This is a genomic window from Paraburkholderia sp. BL6669N2, from assembly GCF_003387275.1.
Lineage (GTDB): Bacteria > Pseudomonadota > Gammaproteobacteria > Burkholderiales > Burkholderiaceae > Paraburkholderia.
The window spans coordinates 4,413,313-4,431,128 of record NZ_QUNA01000001.1 but is presented as its reverse complement, the minus strand read 5'-3'; the positions used below and the strand labels follow the sequence as shown (position 1 = coordinate 4,431,128).

At 60.5% G+C, this 17,816-nt stretch carries 13 protein-coding genes and 2 pseudogenes; 8 read left to right on the top strand and 7 right to left on the bottom strand.

The window, feature by feature from the left end; genetic code table 11:
- Positions 1-3 precede the first annotated feature (3 nt).
- The 3 genes from B0G80_RS20065 to B0G80_RS20055 are packed head-to-tail and all read right to left on the bottom strand — an operon-like array spanning position 4 to position 2,841.
- A complete protein-coding gene (locus B0G80_RS20065; protein ID WP_116119136.1) occupies positions 4-1,035 on the bottom strand; it encodes a glycosyltransferase family 4 protein in 1,032 nt (343 codons plus the stop codon).
- Positions 1,036-1,042: 7 nt separating this feature from the next.
- Positions 1,043-1,999 (bottom strand): SDR family oxidoreductase, encoded by a 957-nt coding sequence (locus B0G80_RS20060; protein ID WP_116119135.1) that lies wholly within the window; start codon positions 1,997-1,999, stop codon positions 1,043-1,045.
- Positions 1,996-2,841, bottom strand: a complete 846-nt coding sequence (locus B0G80_RS20055) for a glycosyltransferase family 2 protein (protein ID WP_116119134.1) — start codon at positions 2,839-2,841, stop codon at positions 1,996-1,998. Before B0G80_RS20055 ends, B0G80_RS20060 begins: the two co-directional genes overlap by 4 nt.
- Positions 2,842-3,207: 366 nt before the next feature.
- Here B0G80_RS20055 and B0G80_RS20050 point away from each other — a divergent pair, with 366 nt between their 5' ends.
- The 7 genes from B0G80_RS20050 (at position 3,208) to B0G80_RS20020 (ending at position 11,192) form a co-directional block, all read left to right on the top strand.
- The gene (locus B0G80_RS20050; RefSeq protein ID WP_116119133.1) at positions 3,208-4,632 is read left to right on the top strand and encodes a UbiA family prenyltransferase; all 1,425 of its coding nucleotides are present in this window, start codon (positions 3,208-3,210) and stop codon (positions 4,630-4,632) included.
- A 3-nt stretch (positions 4,633-4,635) separates the two neighbouring features.
- The gene (locus B0G80_RS20045; RefSeq protein ID WP_116119132.1) at positions 4,636-5,952 is read left to right on the top strand and encodes an FAD-binding oxidoreductase; all 1,317 of its coding nucleotides are present in this window, start codon (positions 4,636-4,638) and stop codon (positions 5,950-5,952) included.
- The gene (locus B0G80_RS20040; protein WP_116119131.1) at positions 5,949-6,689 is read left to right on the top strand and encodes an SDR family oxidoreductase; all 741 of its coding nucleotides are present in this window, start codon (positions 5,949-5,951) and stop codon (positions 6,687-6,689) included. Before B0G80_RS20045 ends, B0G80_RS20040 begins: the two co-directional genes overlap by 4 nt.
- Before the next feature lie 15 nt (positions 6,690-6,704).
- The gene (locus B0G80_RS20035; protein ID WP_116119130.1) at positions 6,705-8,420 is read left to right on the top strand and encodes a hypothetical protein; all 1,716 of its coding nucleotides are present in this window, start codon (positions 6,705-6,707) and stop codon (positions 8,418-8,420) included.
- Between the two features lie 114 nt (positions 8,421-8,534).
- On the top strand, positions 8,535-9,473 hold the full coding sequence (locus B0G80_RS20030) for an NAD(P)-dependent oxidoreductase (protein WP_116119129.1): 939 nt from the start codon (positions 8,535-8,537) through the stop codon (positions 9,471-9,473).
- A gap of 13 nt (positions 9,474-9,486) precedes the next feature.
- Positions 9,487-10,770 (top strand): NAD(P)/FAD-dependent oxidoreductase, encoded by a 1,284-nt coding sequence (locus B0G80_RS20025; protein ID WP_116119128.1) that lies wholly within the window; start codon positions 9,487-9,489, stop codon positions 10,768-10,770.
- On the top strand, positions 10,767-11,192 hold the full coding sequence (locus B0G80_RS20020) for a GtrA family protein (RefSeq protein WP_116119127.1): 426 nt from the start codon (positions 10,767-10,769) through the stop codon (positions 11,190-11,192). The genes B0G80_RS20025 and B0G80_RS20020 overlap by 4 nt, the downstream gene beginning before the upstream one ends.
- Positions 11,193-11,231: 39 nt before the next feature.
- On the opposite strand, the gene B0G80_RS20015 is transcribed toward B0G80_RS20020, so the two are convergent.
- Together B0G80_RS20015 and B0G80_RS20010 are read right to left on the bottom strand one after the other, a co-directional pair.
- Positions 11,232-12,491, bottom strand: a complete 1,260-nt coding sequence (locus B0G80_RS20015) for a hypothetical protein (RefSeq protein ID WP_116119126.1) — start codon at positions 12,489-12,491, stop codon at positions 11,232-11,234.
- A 290-nt stretch (positions 12,492-12,781) separates the two neighbouring features.
- Positions 12,782-13,000: pseudogene (locus tag B0G80_RS20010) on the bottom strand (IS5/IS1182 family transposase); the annotation flags it as partial.
- Between the two features lie 204 nt (positions 13,001-13,204).
- Between B0G80_RS20010 and B0G80_RS20005 the strand changes: the two are divergent.
- Positions 13,205-14,340 (top strand): IS3 family transposase gene (locus B0G80_RS20005; protein WP_408967691.1). Its coding sequence is split into 2 segments (ribosomal slippage): positions 13,205-13,469 and positions 13,469-14,340, totalling 1,137 coding nucleotides; the frame shifts between segments, so codons are not numbered across the junction.
- A gap of 968 nt (positions 14,341-15,308) precedes the next feature.
- Here B0G80_RS20005 and istB read toward each other — a convergent pair.
- Together istB and istA are read right to left on the bottom strand one after the other, a co-directional pair.
- Positions 15,309-16,079 (bottom strand): IS21-like element helper ATPase IstB, encoded by a 771-nt coding sequence (gene istB / locus B0G80_RS20000; protein ID WP_116116777.1) that lies wholly within the window; start codon positions 16,077-16,079, stop codon positions 15,309-15,311.
- A pseudogene (gene istA / locus B0G80_RS19995) lies at positions 16,076-17,708 on the bottom strand (IS21 family transposase). The gene istB and the pseudogene istA overlap by 4 nt, the downstream one beginning before the upstream one ends.
- Positions 17,709-17,816: the final 108 nt, after the last annotated feature.

The window sequence follows — 17,816 nt, the reverse complement described above, 5'->3', positions numbered from 1 at the left end:
GCGTCACACCTCAGGTTGTTCGGAAACTGCTATCCGGAATCGACGCCAGCGTGAATCGACTCCGATACCCATCAATACCAGTACGATCACCCATGCACCCACGCTACACCATTGAAGCGCTGAAGGCCAGCCAAGCGACACGACAGCAAGTATTATACCAGCCGCCATTACTGCATACCATAGAATGGCCGTCTTCGAATGCCCGAGCCCGTACTGGACCATGCGTTGGTAGTAGTGCTCGCGGTGTGCCTGCCAGATTTTCTCGCCGCGCAGGAGCCGCCGTAGCAGTGTCACCGACGCGTCGCCGATAAACGGCGAAAACACCAGCGCCGGAAACCAGATCGGCCAGACGCCGTCGCTCCAACCCCAATAGCCGAAAGCGCCCGCCAGGAAGCCGAGCGGAATCGACCCGGCGTCGCCGAGGAAGATTTTTGCCGGGTGGAAGTTGAAGATCAGAAAGCCCGCGGCCGCACCCGCCACGGCGGCCGACGCCCACATGAGTTCCGGCGACGGATGCGCGGTGAGCGCGGCCCCGGCAGCGTAGCCCGCGAAGCCGAACAGCGTCATGCCGCCGGCCAGGCCGTCCGCACCGTCCATAAAATTGTAAAGATTGACCAGCCAGAGCAGTAAAAACGACAAGGCCGCCAACAACCAGAGCGGCGCCGGCGCGGGGTGCGCCCAGACGAAAATCGCCACTGCGGCCAGGTGCGCCGCGAACCTGACCCGCGCGGGCAGGCCGCGCCGGTCGTCGATCTGCGAGACCGCCGCCAGCACCGCAGCGCACAGCGCGGCAAGCCAGAGGTGCGGCGCGATGACAAGCGTCGCCACGACCACCACCGGAACGATGCCCCAGCCGCCCACCCGCGGCGTGGGCCGCGTGTGCAACGAGCGGTCATTGGGAATGTCGGTGGCCAGACGCCACGCGAGGCCGGTCCTGAGCAGCGTCCACAGGATCGCCGCGCAGGCACAAGCAGAGCCGAGCGCGATCAGGATCACGGTCGGCCAGCCCGGCATCGTGGAATGGGACATCAGCATGCGTGCCTCAATGCGTGGATCGGTACCAGCGGGCTGTCGCGGCCAGCCCTTCTTCGGTGGAATGCGGCGCCTGCCAGCCCAGCACCGTGCGAATCCGGCTGGTGTCGAGCTGCAATGAGCCGACGAGCCGGTCTACTTGCGCCGTGCGCCCCGTCAGGCGGCCCGCGAGGTGAAGCCAGCTCGCGGGCACCCGCAGCAAACGCGCGGGCCGGCCAAGGTGGCGGCCAAGCGCGCGCGCCAGTTCGGCGATCGTCAACGCGTCGTTGTCCGCAACGTGGAAGCACTGCTGGGCCGCGCGCGCGTCGGTCGCGCAATGCACTAAAGCGTCCGCGAGATTGTCGACATAGATGAGGCTGCGTCTTGCGCGAAGCGCGCCGAGCGGCAGCGGCACGCCCTTCCATACGGCGCTCATCAGGCTCAGGAAATTAGCCCGCACGTCCGGACCATAAACCAGCGGCGGGCGCACGATCACGATCTCGAGGCCGGTCTCCGCACCCAGGAGGATCAGCGCTTCTTCGGCAGCACGTTTCGAGCGACCGTACGGATCTTGCGGCGCCGGCGGATCGTCTTCGCGCACCGGGCGGCCCGAATCGGCTTCGGTCATCGCCTTGATGCTGCTGACGAAGACAAAGCGCCGCACGCCGTGCCGCCGCGCGGCGCGCGCGACACGCAGCGTGCCCTCGACATTGGTCGCCTGGAACGCAGCCTCTGGATCGGCGGCATCCTCGAGCATGACATGCACGCGCGCCGCCAGATGCACGACGCAATCCACCTGCAATGAGGCCGGCCAGGCTGCGTCGATACCCGCGAAATTCACGCTGGGGTCGACCCATTCCTGCACGCCGCGTTCTGGCTGCATCTCACGCCGCACAAGGCCGGTGACCGTGTTGCCGGAGTCACGCAACGCGCGGCACAGCGCGCGGCCCACAAAGCCGTTGGCGCCGGTAACGAGCACCCGGCTCATAGCCACTTCCAGCCGAACCGGTCGAAGAACTTGTACGCCGAAGACATGAACATGCGGATATGCACAGGGCCCTTGCGTGCCGCGCCGCCGCCGTGATGCAACACGCGCACCGCGGGCGCGTAGACGACACGGGTGACGTCATGCGCGCGAAGACTCAGATCATAGTCCTCGAAGTAAAGGAAATAACGGGCGTCGAAGCCTGCCAGCTGCTTCAAGACCGTCATGCGAAACAGCATGAAACAGCCGCTGACGATCGGCGGATCCCACACTGTGTCACGCGCATTGATCCGGTCGCGCATCTCATAGCGCGCGAGTCGACGGACAAACAGCCGACGCATTCCCGAGGGCAAAAAGCCGCGTACAAACAGGTCGAGCAAGGTAGGGTAACGCCGGCACAAGAACTGTTGCTCGCCATGCTCGTCGCCGATCCATGGCGTGATGAGGCCCGCTTCGGGGTGCGCATCGAAAAAATCGAGCGCTTCGCGAAGCGCGTCGCTTGCCAGATCGATGTCGGGATTCAGCACCAGGTGATAGCGGCTGGCACTGCGTTCGATTGCCAGATTGTGGCCCCTGCCGTAGCCCACGTTTCCCTGTCCCGCGATGATCGTACAAACGATGCCGCGAGCCCGCAGTTCCTCTAGCGTTGCCGGGATGTCGGGCAGGCCGCCGTTGTCCACCAGATATAGCGTCACCGGGAGTTGCGGCCGGCTGACGTGCAGCGCATCGCACGCGGCGGCAAGCCCCGAGAGCGTGGACACCAACTGTTCTATATCCGGGTTGTAGACCACCACCGACACGGACAACCCGTCGGACAGGGGATGCAGAGTGCGCGTTTCTTTCATGTAGAACTGCGTGCCTTATCGTGGGCACTTCGGTGGGCACATCGGATGGGCACTTCGAAAGCCGACGTTGCGTAGACGCAACAAACCCGAAGTTTGCTTAATTTTTTCGCGGTTCGGCAACCCGTCTTTCCCTTTGTTACGCCCGATACGATTCGGTTAAGCGCCATTTGATACGTTTTGATTCGGGTCTTCCGCCTCAGAATCGATCACTTTACCTGTAAGGTTGTGCGCGTTATCGCAGAATAGTAAAGTAACGCCGCCAAACTCCGGCCGTGTGTAACCGGACGAGATTCGGGCTTCAGCGCAGCGCCACAGACGGCAGCCGTCCGCTCAACAAATCTGACAACCGCCCTCAGGGCAGAATGAATGCGCAGCAGACCACTCGTCGTCGACCTCGACGGCACACTGATTCGCTCAGACATCCTGATCGAGTCTGGATTTGCCTATCTGAAGGCCGCCCCGCAACGCTTTTACGAGCCGTTGCTGTGGCTCGCGCGCGGCGGCAAGCCGGGTTTGAAAGCGGGCCTCGCCGACGCGACGAACGTGGACGTCGCCGTGCTGCCCTACGACGCCACCGTCCTGCAATGGCTGAAGATTGAACGCGACGCCGGCCGCTCGCTTGTGCTGGCCACGGCAAGCCACGAACGTTATGCGCAGGCCATCTCGGCCCATCTCGGCATTTTCGACAGAACGTTCGCAACGAACGGCAGCATCAACCTGTCCGCTCACAACAAGCGCGATACGCTGGTCGCCGAGTACGGCGAAAAAGGCTTCGACTACGCCGGAAATTCGCACGACGACCTGGCGGTCTGGGAATCCGCCGACCGCGCGTACGTGGTGAATCCGTCCAACGGGGTGGAACGCGCGGCCCGCAAGATCGGCAATGTGGAGCGCGTGATCGAATCACGTCCTCCCGCCACGAAGACGTGGGCCAAATCCTTGCGCCTGCATCAGTGGCTGAAGAACCTTTTGATCTTCTTGCCGCTGCTGGCCGCACATAAGTTGTCTTCCCCCGAACTGACTCTCGCTGCTCTGCTGGCGTTTCTCACGTTCGGCCTGTGCGCCTCGAGTGTCTATTTGCTCAACGACCTGCTCGATCTCGAAGACGACCGTCATCACCCCGTCAAACGCAAACGTCCGCTTGCTTCCGGCGCGCTGCCGCTCACATGGGGACTCGCGCTCTTTCCTGTCTTGCTGGTGGTCGCGTTCGTCACGGCGTGGTTTTTCCTGCCCTGGCAATTCTGCGCGGCGCTGTTCGGCTATTACGTATTGACGCTGGCGTACTCCACGTTCCTGAAACGCCAGGTGATGGTCGACGTGGTCGTGCTGGCCATGCTGTACACGATGCGCATCATCGCCGGAACGGCGGCGGTCGACGCGCAACTGACCTTCTGGCTGCTCGCCTTCTCGATGTTCATCTTCCTGAGCCTCGCGCTCGTCAAGCGCTACGCCGAACTGCATTCGATGAAAGCGCGCGGCCTCGTCAAGACGCGCGGGCGTGGCTATGTGGCGAGCGACCTGTCGCTCATCTCGTCGCTTGGGACCTCGTCCGGCTATCTGGCCGTGCTCGTGCTTGCGCTCTATATCCAGGACGCGAAAACCGCCGGCATGTACCGCCATCCGCAAGTCATCTGGCTCGCCTGTCCGCTGCTGCTCTATTGGGTCAGCCGCACCTGGATCATCGCGCATCGCGGTCTGATGCACGACGATCCGATCGTCTTCGCTGCGCGCGACCGGGTCAGCCTCGCAGTCGTCGTGCTGTGCGGCCTGATTTTCTGGGCCGCGATCTAGGCGATGAGTCGAGTTCTGTCATGGGGACGTTACCCGCCAATACCGCAGGAAGCGCATGCGATTGCATGGCGTGATGCCGCGCGCGCCACGTGGTCGGACACGGCCCGGGAACACGGCAGCACGCTCGCTTTCGGCAATGGCCGCAGCTACGGCGACAGTTGCCTCGCCGCCTCCGGCCATGTCGTGCAAATGCTGCCGCTCGACCGGCTGATTGCCGCCGACTGGCAAACCGGTGTGTTGCGCGCGGAACCCGGCGTCACGCTCGAGCAAATACTCGACGTCGCGATTCCACGCGGCTGGATGCTGCCGGTCACACCGGGCACGAAATACGCAACTTTAGGCGGAGCGATTGCCAACGACGTCCACGGCAAGAATCACCATGTGCGCGGCACCTTCGGCCGGCATGTGCGCCGCTTCGCGCTGGCGCGCAGCGACGGCTCGCAGTTCGAGTGCTCGCCCGACGAGCAAGCCGAATTTTTCGCCGCCACGATCGGCGGCCTCGGGCTGACCGGGCTGATCCTGTGGGCGGAGTTCCAGTTGATGCCGATCCGCTCGAGCCTGATCGACATGACCAGTATCCGCTTCGGCGATCTGGACGAGTTCTTCGCGTTGTCGGAAAAGCTCGACCCGTTGCATGAATACAGTGTGGCGTGGGTGGATTGCCAAAGTCGCGGCTCGGCGCTCGGCCGCGGCATCTTCATGGCCGGCGACCATGCCACGGACGGACCGCTCGAAGTCACGCAGCGAAAGAAGCGCACCGTCCCCTTCACGCTGCCGATTTCTGTGTTCAACCGCTTCACGTTGCGCGCGTTCAACGAGTTCTACTATCAGAAGCAGCAGCGCGGCGAAGTCGTCGCGCAGGTCGGTTACGACGCCTACTTCTACCCGCTGGACAGCTTGCTGGAATGGAACCGAATCTACGGGCGCGCGGGCTTTCAGCAATACCAATGCGTGGTGCCGTCGGCCACGGCGCGCGACGCGACCCGCGCGATTCTCGACGCGATTGCCGAAAGCGGCACGGGCTCATTTCTCGTCGTACTCAAACGCTGCGGTGATTTGCGTTCGCCGGGCCTGTTGTCGTTTCCGATGGAAGGCACGTCTCTCGCTCTCGATTTCCCGCAGCGCGACGCATTGAATACCCGGCTCTTTGCGAATCTCGATGCCGTCGTGCGCGAAGCCGGCGGCCGGATCTATCCGGCCAAAGACGCGCACATGCCCGGCGCCGACTTTCGCGCCGCTTACCCTCAATGGCAGCAACTCGAAGCGCTGCGCGACCCCGCGCTACTCTCGCGTTTCTGGGAACGGACCACACGAACATGAAAAACATTCTTATCGTCGGCGCCACGTCGGCGATCGCCATCGCCTGTGCGCGTCAATGGGCTACCCAAGGCGCACGTTTTTTCCTCGTCGCCCGCAACGGCGAGCGTCTTCAGCAGGTGGCCGCCGATCTGACCGCGCGCGGCGCGCAACTGGCGGCCTGTCATCAACTCGATATCGATCGCCTGGATCTGCATGCGGGCATGCTCGAACAGTGCCAGAAAGAACTCGGCGCGCTCGATATCGTGCTGGTCGCGCCCGGCACCTTGCCGGACCAGGCCGCGTGTCAGGCGGACCCTGCGGTGGCCGTGCGTGAATTCAACACCAATGCCGTTTCGGTGATCGCGCTGCTGACGCCGATTGCCAACATCCTGGAAGCGCAGAAGCGCGGTGCATTGGCGGTCATCTCATCGGTGGCGGGCGATCGTGGCCGGCCCTCGAACTATCTGTACGGCAGCGCGAAGGCCGCGCTTTCCGCATTCTGCGAGGGACTGAATGCACGGCTGTTCAAAGCCGGCGTCCACGTTCTGACCATCAAACCGGGCTTCGTGGCGACGCCGATGACAGCCGGTTTACCGTTGCCCGGGCCGCTTGTCGCGACACCTGATCAGGTGGCGAGCGATATCGTGCGCGCGGTTGAGAAGCGCAAGGACGTGCTCTATACGCGCTGGTTCTGGGCGATCATCATGCTGATCATCCGCTTGGTGCCGCGCTTCCTGTTCAAGCGGGCGTCGTTGTAAAGGGAAATCGGGACGATGAGTCGGCGAGAAACTTCTGGCAACTACGCGGTATTCGCGCTGGGCGTCATCACGTTCGCAACGACGGTGTTCGCGGTGTGGCAGCACTTCTCGCCGTTGCCGTACGGCGACTCGTGGGACGGCTCCATTGGCTTCTATATGCGCGCCGCGCAAGATCCCTGGCACGCGTTTTTCGAACAGCATAACGAACATCGCCTGACTTTCTCGCGATTGATATTTTTCGCCGACATTCGTTATTTCGGCGGCCGAAATGTCTTTTCCCTCGTTTCCAACCTGGTGCTCGCGGGTGCGCTGGCGGCGGCTTTTTTCCGCATCACGATCCACTACCGCCCCACCCTCGCACGGCAGACGCGCTTTGGACTGGCGGGCGCCATCCTCGTATTCGCCTTCTCGTGGATGCAGCGGGAAAACTTCGCGTGGGGATTTCAAAGCCAGTGGTTTGCCGTTTATCTCTTTGCGCTGCTCGCGTTCCATTCAATCGATCGTACCGCCGAAGCCAATGCCGGTGCCGAACAGGCCAAACGGCTCGGCTGGCTCGCGGCGGCGTTGGTCAGTGCGTGGCTCGCGGCATACTCGATGTCGAGCGGTGTACTGGTGCTTCCCGCGCTTATCGTGCAGGCACTTTACGTGCGGCTGAAACCGCGCGAACTGCTGGCAATCGTGATCGTGACCGTTGCCGTATGGCTCGCCTATTTCGTCGACTGGCACAAGCCGGGTAGCAGCGGCAATCTGCTCGCCGGCGTGCGCGAACACCCGATTGCCGCGATTCGCTACGTACTGCTCTATCTGGGTTCGCCGGCCTTTCAGATCAGGACCGGCCTCGCGGGCGCCTACGTCGCGGGTATTCTGGTGTTGGCGGCGCTCGCGGCAAACTGCTCCAGACTCTTGCGTGCCAGTGCCGATCGTCCGCAAGGGGTGGCCCTGCTCGTATTTGCCTTGTTCATCGGGGGCAATGCGTTGCTGACGGCGAGCGGGCGGCTCTGGTTCGGGCTGGAGACAGCGTTGGCTTCCCGCTATACGACCGCCTCGCTGATGGGCTGGCTCGCGCTGATCCTCTTTGCTGCGCTGAACAGCCGCACACCGGAACAATTGAGGCGTGCCGTCTTCGTCGCCGCACTCGCCACCCTGGCCGTCGCGTCGGGTCAACGCTTCTTCGTGCGGGCGGATCGTGACGAGACTTACGCACGTTTCGTCGCCGGCCTCGCGCTGCGGGCTCATGTCTATGATCCTGAGATCATCCGTCCGGTCTATCCGTTTCCTGATGCTCTGCCGAACATCGCGCGGCAAGCCGAGGCGGAACACCTGTCCATATTCGCGCCCGATCAGCCCGACTATCTGGTGCCGCCGAGCCAGGTCAACGCGTCCTCGCCCTGCGCCGGCAGCATCGACGACATCTCCGCGACGACGAGCCCCGGCATATATCGCGCGACGGGTTGGATTTACGATCAGGCAGACAAGCGCACGCCACGCGCAATCGTCGTTACCGACGCCACAGGTATGACGCTTGGCACCGGCGTCGTTGGCGGCGAGCGAGGCGACGTTCGCAACGTATTCGGACGAAGCGCCCGATACAGCGGCTGGACGGCCTTTTTCAAGGCACCCGCGAGCGGCGGCATACGAGTCGATGGACAAACCGCCACCGGTGCGTATTGCGCACCGCAAGCCGAAAAACCAATGCCCGCAGTATTGCCTGCCGCAACGACCGTTCAATAAACACTGCCCCCAGCGGCCGCCGGCGGTTTCCAGGCCGTTTCTGGAGACGCCGCGGCTGCTAGTATCATCTAGCCCTTACAAAGTTGCTGAACGCCCCATTCAAAGAGTTAACGCATGAACCAAACCCGCATCCTTCTTCCAGGCGGCGCCGGCCTTGTCGGCCAGAACCTCGTTGCGCGCCTCAAAGCGCGCGGCTACGACAATCTGGTCGTGATCGACAAGCACAAGGCCAACCTGGAAGTGCTTCGCAAGGTCCATCCTGACGTCACGGCAATTTATGCCGACCTCGCCGAACCGGGCGGTTGGGAGCAGCACTTCGAAGGCGCGGATCTCGTCGTGATGCTGCAGGCACAGATCGGCGCTCCGACCATCGAACCGTTCATTCGCAACAACATCACGTCCACGCGGAACGTGCTCGATGTGATCAAGCGCAACCAGATTCCGTACACCGTGCACATCAGCTCTTCGGTGGTGAATTCCGTGGGCGAGGATTTCTATACCGACACGAAACGCGAGCAGGAAGCGATCGTGCACGCCTCGGGCATCGAATGCGTGGTGTTGCGGCCTACGCTGATGTTCGGCTGGTTCGACCGCAAGCACCTGGGCTGGCTGTCGCGCTTCATGCATCGTGTGCCGGTGTTCCCGATTCCCGGCAGCGGCAAATACATGCGTCAGCCGCTTTATGTCGGCGACTTCTGCAATGTGATCATCAGCTGCATCGAGTCGCGCATCAAGGGCCAGTCATTCAACATCACCGGCCTCGAACGCGTGGACTATATCGACATCATCCGCCAGATCAAGCGCGCCACTCGCGCACCGTGCGCGATCGTGCGAATTCCGTATGGTCTCTTCTATGTGCTGCTGAAGGTGTATGCCATCTTCGATAAGAACCCGCCGTTCACCGCGGACCAGCTCAAAGCGTTGACGGCCGGCGACGAATTCGAAGTGATCGACTGGGAAGGCATCTTCAAGATCCGCGCGACGCCATTCGCAAAGGCCATGGACGAGACCTTCAACGATCCGACGTATAGCCACATCGCACTGGAATTTTGAGCCAAGCCACGTTATGAGCGAACAACGCATTGCAGTACTCGGCGCCGGGCCGATGGGTCTCGGCGCCGCCTACCAGCTCGTCAAGGACGGGCGTAAGCCGGTTATATTCGAAGCAGACGACCGGGTTGGCGGGATGGCCGCGTGTTTCGACTTCGGCGGCCTCTCTATCGAACGTTACTACCATTTCCACGCGATCTCCGATCACGCTTTCTTTGAGGTGCTGCGCGAGCTCGGACTCGAAGAAAAAATGCAGTGGCGCGAAACGAAGATGGGCTACTTCTACCAGGGCCGCGTGCAGCCGTGGGGCAACCCCATGGCGCTTCTGAAGTTCAAGGGACTCAGCCTGCAAGCCAAATTCCGCTATGGCCTGCACGCGTTTCTGTCGACCAAGCGCAACGACTGGAAGCCGCTCGATCACGTCGAAGCGACGGGCTGGATTCGCCGCTGGATCGGTGAAGAAGCGTGGGAAGTGTTGTGGCGGCGTCTGTTCGACTACAAGTTCTACGACTACGCGTACAACCTGTCCGCAGCGTGGATCTGGAGTCGTATTCGCCGCATCGGCCGTTCGCGCTACAACCTCTTTCACGAGAAACTCGGCTACCTCGAAGGCGGCTCCGATACGCTGCTGGAAGGTATGCGCCGTTATATCGAGGCCAACGGCGGCGAGTTTCGTCTTGGCACGCCCGCGCAGAAGGTCGTGATCGAGAACGGTAAAGTCAAGGGTATCGAAGCCGGCGGTGAGTTCCTGCCGTTCGACAAGGTCATCAGCACGATTCCGCTGCCCTATGTGCCGCGCGTGATGCCGGATCTGCCCACCGAGATTCTCGACGCATTCCGCAGCGTCAAGAACGTGGCCGTGGTGTGCATTATCGCCAAGCTGAAGAAACCGGTAACCGAAAACTTCTGGCTGAACACCAACGATCCGGAGATGGACATTCCGGGCATTGTCGAATACACGAATCTGCGACCGCTCGATCATCACGTCGTCTATGTGCCGTTTTATATTCCGGGCGAACATCCGAAGTACCAGGAACCGGATTCGGCGTTCATCGACAAAGTGAAACGCTATCTGATGAAAATTAATCCGGCATTGAAGCCTGACGATTTCATCGACGTGCGCGCGAGCCGGTATCGTTTTGCGCAACCGATTTGCGAACCGGGTTATCTCGACCGCCTGCCGCCGATCCAGTTGCCGGTGGAAGGCCTGCTCGTGGCCGATACGTCTTACTACTACCCGGAAGACCGTGGCATCTCGGAGAGTATCGGGCTATCGCGCAAGATGGCGAAGATGATATGACCCGGGTTCATGCACTCGCCAAGCGTACTTTCGTCTCGAAGAGCTTTCTGCTGTTCCTGTTGACCGGCGGCTTTGCCGCGGCGGTCAACTGGGGCAGCCGGATTGTCTATAACAAGTGGATACCCTACTCGGCCGCCATTGTCGTCGCGTATATCACCGGGATGATCACCGCGTTCATTCTCGCGAAGCTGTTCGTGTTCACGAAGAGCACGCAGTCGACGGGGCGGTCGGTGTTCTTCTTTACGCTAGTCAATCTCGTTGCCGTCGTGCAGACCTGGGCCGTGAGCGTCGGATTGGCTTACTACGTGTTTCCGCGGATGGGCATGACCTGGCATGCGCGCGATCTTGCGCATGCCGTCGGCGTCGCTGTGCCGGTGTTCACGAGCTACGTGGGACATAAGCGGTGGAGCTTCAAGCACTGAAAGGTCAGCGTGACGTAGCCGATCTATCCGCGCATACAATCAGCGCACAGGCTTGACCTCTGCCCGGAACACATCACCCGGCGGCGCATGAACGAGGAAAACGCCACCTTGCGTCGACACGATTTCATAGGGATACCAAGGAACCCTGAATCGCAAGGCGCTATTCACCAGCATCAGCAATAAGAGCAGCGCAGCGGCGTAGCGGGCAAGCGCGATTCTGCTTCTGGCGGCCACGATCACGAACGTCCACATGCACAGAATGAGCGGAAAGAACGTGTACCGCGCACTCACGCCCGACCACCGGACAGGCAACTCCGGCGCATCGCTCCGCACCACGCCGAGCATCCAGAAGACAACAGCGAGCGCGAGCGCAATCACGCAGACGTTGCGCCATTTGCCGGGCAAAGTCGCCACGCATGCCAGAACCGCGGCGAACAGCGCGAACGAAATGTAAAACATGCCCTTGCCCAAACCATTGATCCACCGGTCGGCGAGTAAGAAGTCGAGCACGAAATAGCGGAAAAAAGCGCCCTGCCAGCCGAAGTGCAAATATTCGCTTGCTGCGTGGGCTGCCGGATGGTTTGGCGGGCTTGTCAGTAGCGTCACTAGTTGAACCGCGCCGCCGGCCACGACCACCAGCAGCGGCAACCAACACAGGCGCTTTCCGGACCGCTTCAGGTGAGCCACGATGCCCAGCGCGGCAACGGGCGAAAACAGGATACTGAACGGACCGGTCAGCGAGAGGAGACCGATAGCGACACAACGGCTGAAAATCCGATTCGTGTCGGTGCGCTGCGCGCTGTCCCAGATCATCGCAATAAGCACGGGCGCGAGTACCCATTGGAGATTCGTGACGGTCAACCAGGCCTCGCCATTGTGAGGAATGAGAACGGGCGACAGACCGATCAGCCAGGCGCCGGTGCGCGGCAAATAGCGCGCGGCGATCAGATACAGGTACAGGCAGGAAACAAGAGTGGTGGACGTGGTCAGCCAGACAAACGCATGCGGCGTTGAAATAACTGTCCCGAACCACGTATAGCCATATATCAGCAAACGCGGCACCGCATGCAGGTATCCTGCATAAGGCGTGATGATGGCTCGAGCGCCGAGTTCGAATCCTTCTTTGATGAAAATGGGCGCGTCTTCCGCCCATAGATAACCGTGCGTCAGCCGGCCGTGCATGCGGATAAATAGCACGACAAGCGCGAGAACAAAGACAAAAGCGCCGTCGACTAAAGACCGGCGCGGCCACTGGTCATTTTCGACGGGGGAAACCGAGTCTGTTTGAATCTGGGCCATCGTTCTCGTTATTGAAGAAAAGTGATCATCGACCAGTGCTCCCGTTAATCGATCGTGGAGTCGGGCTTCACTTTGGGTGCCACGACTCGCTAAATGTTCTTCTTTGCGCTTTTGAATTTCATGTCTGTCGGGTAGACATGGGTGGTTTTAGCGTTAAGCTCGCATATTATATATTTCCACGGATAGGGTTCACATGGCATGACAGGAATGTCGCGCACGCTATAAGGGTCGCGGTAGCAGTTTTCACTATTTAGTCGGCCCTGAACAATTCGTCTTGCGAGCATCCGGCGTCACGCCGTCACATTGGCTGCAATACTGAAGTCGAGCAAAGCAGCAATAACGAAGGCATAAAGAAGCCGTAGCTTCCTGAGGATCATCCGCAAGTTGTAGCCAGCTCCGCACAGCACCGCGTGGATCGCATCGTCCAAGGCGCCTTTGAGCCAGTTCCGATCGAGCTTGCCGTCCGCCTTCATGTGGCCGGTGGCAGGTTCGATTGCGCTGCCTTGCCTGTCATCGTCACTTCCCTTGCTTGAGCTGGCCTGCTCTGAAGGGGGATTCGTTCTACGAGGGTCAGCCCGCTCCTTCACCTGCGAACTTCCATCATTTCCTCGTTGCTGCTGACACAGAGGTGGCTCCGGAAATTCGGACAGTTCATTGAGTGGAAAAGCTGGGGCGTGAGTCGGTCATAATGGCCGGCGACAAGGAACCAGAAGATGACGAAACGAAACCGACGGACACACTCACCGGCATTCAAGGCAAAGGTGGCACTAGCGGCGCTCAAGGGCGACAAGACGCTGGCAGAGTTGGCCCAGCAATTTGATGTCCATCCGAACCAGATCACGGACTGGAAGAAGCAGTTGCAGGAGCGGGTTGCCGATGTGTTCGACGCGGGCAACGCGCCCCCAGCTGCACCGCCAATCGACGTGAGGGTGTTGCACGCGAAGATCGGACAGTTGACGTTGGAGAATGATTTTTTAGAAAGCGCGCTCAGCAAGGCGGGACTGCTGGGCGTAAAGCGATGATCGATCGTGATCACGCCCTGCCGGTGACGCAGCAGGCCCGGCTGTTAGGCATAAGCCGCTCGAGTGCCTATTATCAGCCGCGTGAGGTCAGCGAAGCGGATCTGAAATTGATGCGCCGGATTGACGAGCTTCACCTCGACCATCCATTTGCCGGGGCGCGAATGTTGGCACGTCTACTGCGTCGCGAAAGTATCACAGTCGGACGCAGGCACGTTGGCACCTTGATGAAGCGCATGGGCGTCGAGGCGTTGTATCGCAAGCCAAACACGAGCCGCAAGCATGCAGCCCACAGGATCTGGCCGTACCTGCTGCGCAACCGGAAAATCGATCGGGCCAATCAGGTCTGGGCGCTCGATACGAGCTATATCCCGATGGCGCGGGGCTTCGTCTATCTGACGGCCGTCGTGGACTGGGCGAGCCGCCGGGTGTTGGCGCACCGGGTGGCGATCACACTAGAGAGCTGCCATGCTGTCGAGGCGCTGGAGGAAGCGTTTGCGAAATACGGGCCGCCTGAGATCGTCAACACGGATCAAGGAAGCCAGTTCACCGCAACCGAATTCACCGACGCGGTTCTCGGCCGGAAGGTTCTCCTGTCGATGGACGGAAAAGGCGCCTGGCGTGACAACGTGTTCGTCGAACGGGTGTGGCGCAGCGTCAAATATGAAGAGGTTTATTTGAAAGCGTACGACTCGGTAGGCCACGCGCGTCGCTCAATCGGCAATTACCTGAACTGGTATAACCAGAATCGGCCTCATTCGAGGCTGGCCGATCAGACGCCGGATGAAGCATACTTCGCCACGCTGCCAGCGATAAAATCGGCAGCTTGATTGCCCCAACAATTCCACTTAAAAATCTCGGGACCCTGTCCGAACAAGCGGCGCCACCTCTATTTTTACCACGGCAGCCGATTCTATAACATGTGGGCACGTGCGCCCCGATAATGGAATTCCATAAAGTGCACTCTTATCACACTTTTAATGGAGATCGCCTCACAAAGCATGTTTGCTTCCGGGTACGTAGTCATGGCAGAGCTTGATAGCGGTATGACGACGCTCGTAGTTCTGCACAGCAAGGAACGCAGCGGCAACCCGAGCGCATGTCTTCTCGACTGTCAACGAATGGGCAGATCATGTTTCTCCAACCCGCGTTAGCCACTGTTCGACTCCGGCTCCGCCAAGAAGCTCACACTCCAGATGCGGCGATGTCGCCGGGCGCCCCTGTCCGGACAGAAGACTCTCACTCATCGAAGCGTCCAACCGCTCACAGTTGGTCAGGTCCGGCAGGTGCACCAGTGCATGCTTCTGTTTGATCTTTTCGGACACCGGGCGCCGAATGAAATCTCCCCGTCGCAGGCATCTTCAGGCGCATCCGCACCTCGCCAGAAATTGGAGAATTCGCGCGTCAATAGGCGAGGTACCTGCAATCTCCAAAACACCATTTCGACCCTCAACCACACCAAACAGCGGAATTGCCGAGCGCCCAGATTCGACTAGTTACAAGCACGCTCGGACGGTACGTCCCTCACGGCATAGCCGCAACTCCGACATTCGTAGCACATCTACTACCTGACTCGCCGCTGAGATCCTCTTTGGTGCTCATTCGCCTCAGCAATGCCAAGACCTATTCAACTCAACCGTTCAGTTCTTCATGTCCCACGCTTTTGCTCGTGCAACGCACGCACGCACGCACGCACGCACGCACGCACGCGCACCAGTATTTCCCGGATGGTCACTTCAAACTCCCCCACTTGTGGTCGCGCAAACTCCTCCACCCGGCAGCAGGACAAGATTGTTTTTTAGCTCGCTTTGGTTTTGCGCGCAAGAGTTTCAGCAGCCTCCTTCAGCCGGTAACTTCGGCCGTCGAATTCAAGCGAGTGACAGTGGTGCATGAGTCGGTCGAGAATGGTGCTGCTCATGGTGTTATCGCCGAGGTAGGCGCCCCAGTCCTGAACGACGCGGTTGGACGTGACCATGGTGCTGCGGCGTAGTTTGTATCGTTGATGGACGAGGGTCTGCAGCAGCGCACCAGCGGCATCTGGAATCGATCGCGACAGGAACAGGTCGTCCAGAACTAGCAGATCGCAGTCGAGAATGGTGCGCAGGCGTTTCTCCTGCTGCTCGGGCTCGCTGAGATTGAAGCGGGCGAAGAAGTCGTCGGTTTCGAGATACTGTACTTTGTAGCCTTGCATCACCGCCTGATTCGCGACGGCCTTCGCGATGTGCGATTTGCCAGTGCCGGGTTTGCCGATGAGAAGTGCGTTCTCGCCAGCAGAAACGAACTTCAGCGTTCGCAACTCCAGACAGGCCTGCCGAGGGAGTTTTGGATTGAATGTCCAGTCAAACTCGGCGAACGTGAGCTTCTCGTCGAGGCCCGACTGTTTATGCCGACGATCGATCAGCCGGGACTGACGACGATCCAGTTCGTCCTGCAGAATGATCGAGAAGGTTTCGATGAACGGTTGATTTGCCGCCTGTGCCTGCAGTATGCGGGTCTCCAGCGTGTCGCGCACGCCGGACAGGTGGAGCTGTTTGAGCGAACGCTCGATTTCTGGCATCGACATGGTCATTCGTTGGTCTCTCCGTTGTTCAACGACAATGGGTTGAGTTGCTGTCGTGCGCCGAGGCTGAACAGCTCACCGTATTCGGCAGCTGGACGGATTAGCGCGTGATTCTGGGTAAGAGGCAAAGCGACCTGGGGCGCCTGATCAAGCTGTTCCAGTGCCTGCTCGAACAGTCGCTCGACCAGCTTGCGAACCTGTTTGTAGGATTGGAGGCGGTACTGCAGTGCCTGGCTGCAGGCTTGCTCAACGATGCGGGCCGGGTATCTCTTTGCCAGACCGACGATGCCCCACATGCCCCGCTGGCCAACGCGTCCCTGGGCTTCAAACATTCGCTGGCAAAGTGCCTTCGTTTGCGGACCGATGTCGCCTGCGGCTGAGAGCAGGAAGGCGGTTTGCCGGGACGGATTGAACGGACGCTCGTCCTCGGGCAGTAGCAATTGACCGGGCTCCGTGAAACGCGGGTGGATGCGTAACAGCGCTTGTGTCTGTCGATCCCGAACTTCAATGGTTGAATCGAAGACGCGCACCAGCACCGTGCTGCCGATTGCGGCGGGACGGGCTGCGTACCAGCTATGGTCGATCCGGACGGTCGTATCGTCGGAGACAGTGCGAACGACCTGCTTGAAGTAACGGAATGCAGTCAGCGGCAATGCTCGGAGGTGCGGCTTCTCCTCCTCGAACATCGACTCGACCTGGCGGCGAGCGCGCCCATGCAGGCGCTTTGACGCCCAGTTCGCCTCCCAGCGCACAAGGAACGCGTTCTGCTCTTCGATAGAATCGAAACTCCGGCCGCGCAGCGCGGTGCCTTGCGTATGCTGGATCGCGTTCTCAACCGTACCCTTCCGGTTCGGATCGCGGACGCGTGCAGGATCGGCGATCACGCCATAGTGATCGAGCATCGCAGCGTAAAGATGATTGATCTCCGGCTCGTACAGGTCCGGTGTGATAACCCCTTCCTTGAGGTTATCGAGGACGACGTAATGAACACAACCACCGAAATAGCGGAACGCTTCTTCGTGCAGTCGCGCCCACACCTCCTGCCCGGATTTCCAGACAACCCGCCGGAAACTGTGGCGCGAATAACGCAACGTCATCACAAATAGCCGCGGTCGCCGATAACGTCCAGTCTTTGGATCGCGGGTCGGAGCGCCCTCGCCATAGTCGACCTGGGCCTCCTCGCCGGGCAGGAAATCGAGCCGGTCGAATTGCTCGGGATCGACGTGTCGCAGCGCGCGCACGAACCGTTTGACGCTCTCGTAACTCGCAGCGAACGAAAACTCGTCGACCAGATCCTGGTAAATTGCCTGCGTTTCGCTGCAGGCGGACCTGCTCTTCGATCCATTGCCGGTGAGGCTCGCACAACGAGCGGGCAAAATCGAAGTTATGTGTCCCGGCCGGTGCGACCTCAAAAGCCGGTGGTCGCGGGGGTGGAGGAGTTTGATCTGGTGGCCTCGAGCCGATGGTCACCGCAGTGGGGGAATTTGCGGACGCGCTTGCGCGTGCAGCGAAGATCGCCATGTAACGGCGGATCGTCTTGCGGTCGATTCCAGTGATCCGATGAATCTCGCGCTGGCTCTTGTTGAGTTCCAGCAACGTGAACACCGTACTTTGCTGATGCGGCTTCAAGACGTTCAACTCCCACCTCCCGGGCTGGCCAAGGAGGTAAAAATAACGTCCGGCTACGCGGTGCGATCGGCGACGTCGGTCTGCTCAGATCGGACCGCAAGGTGGGGGAGTTTGAAG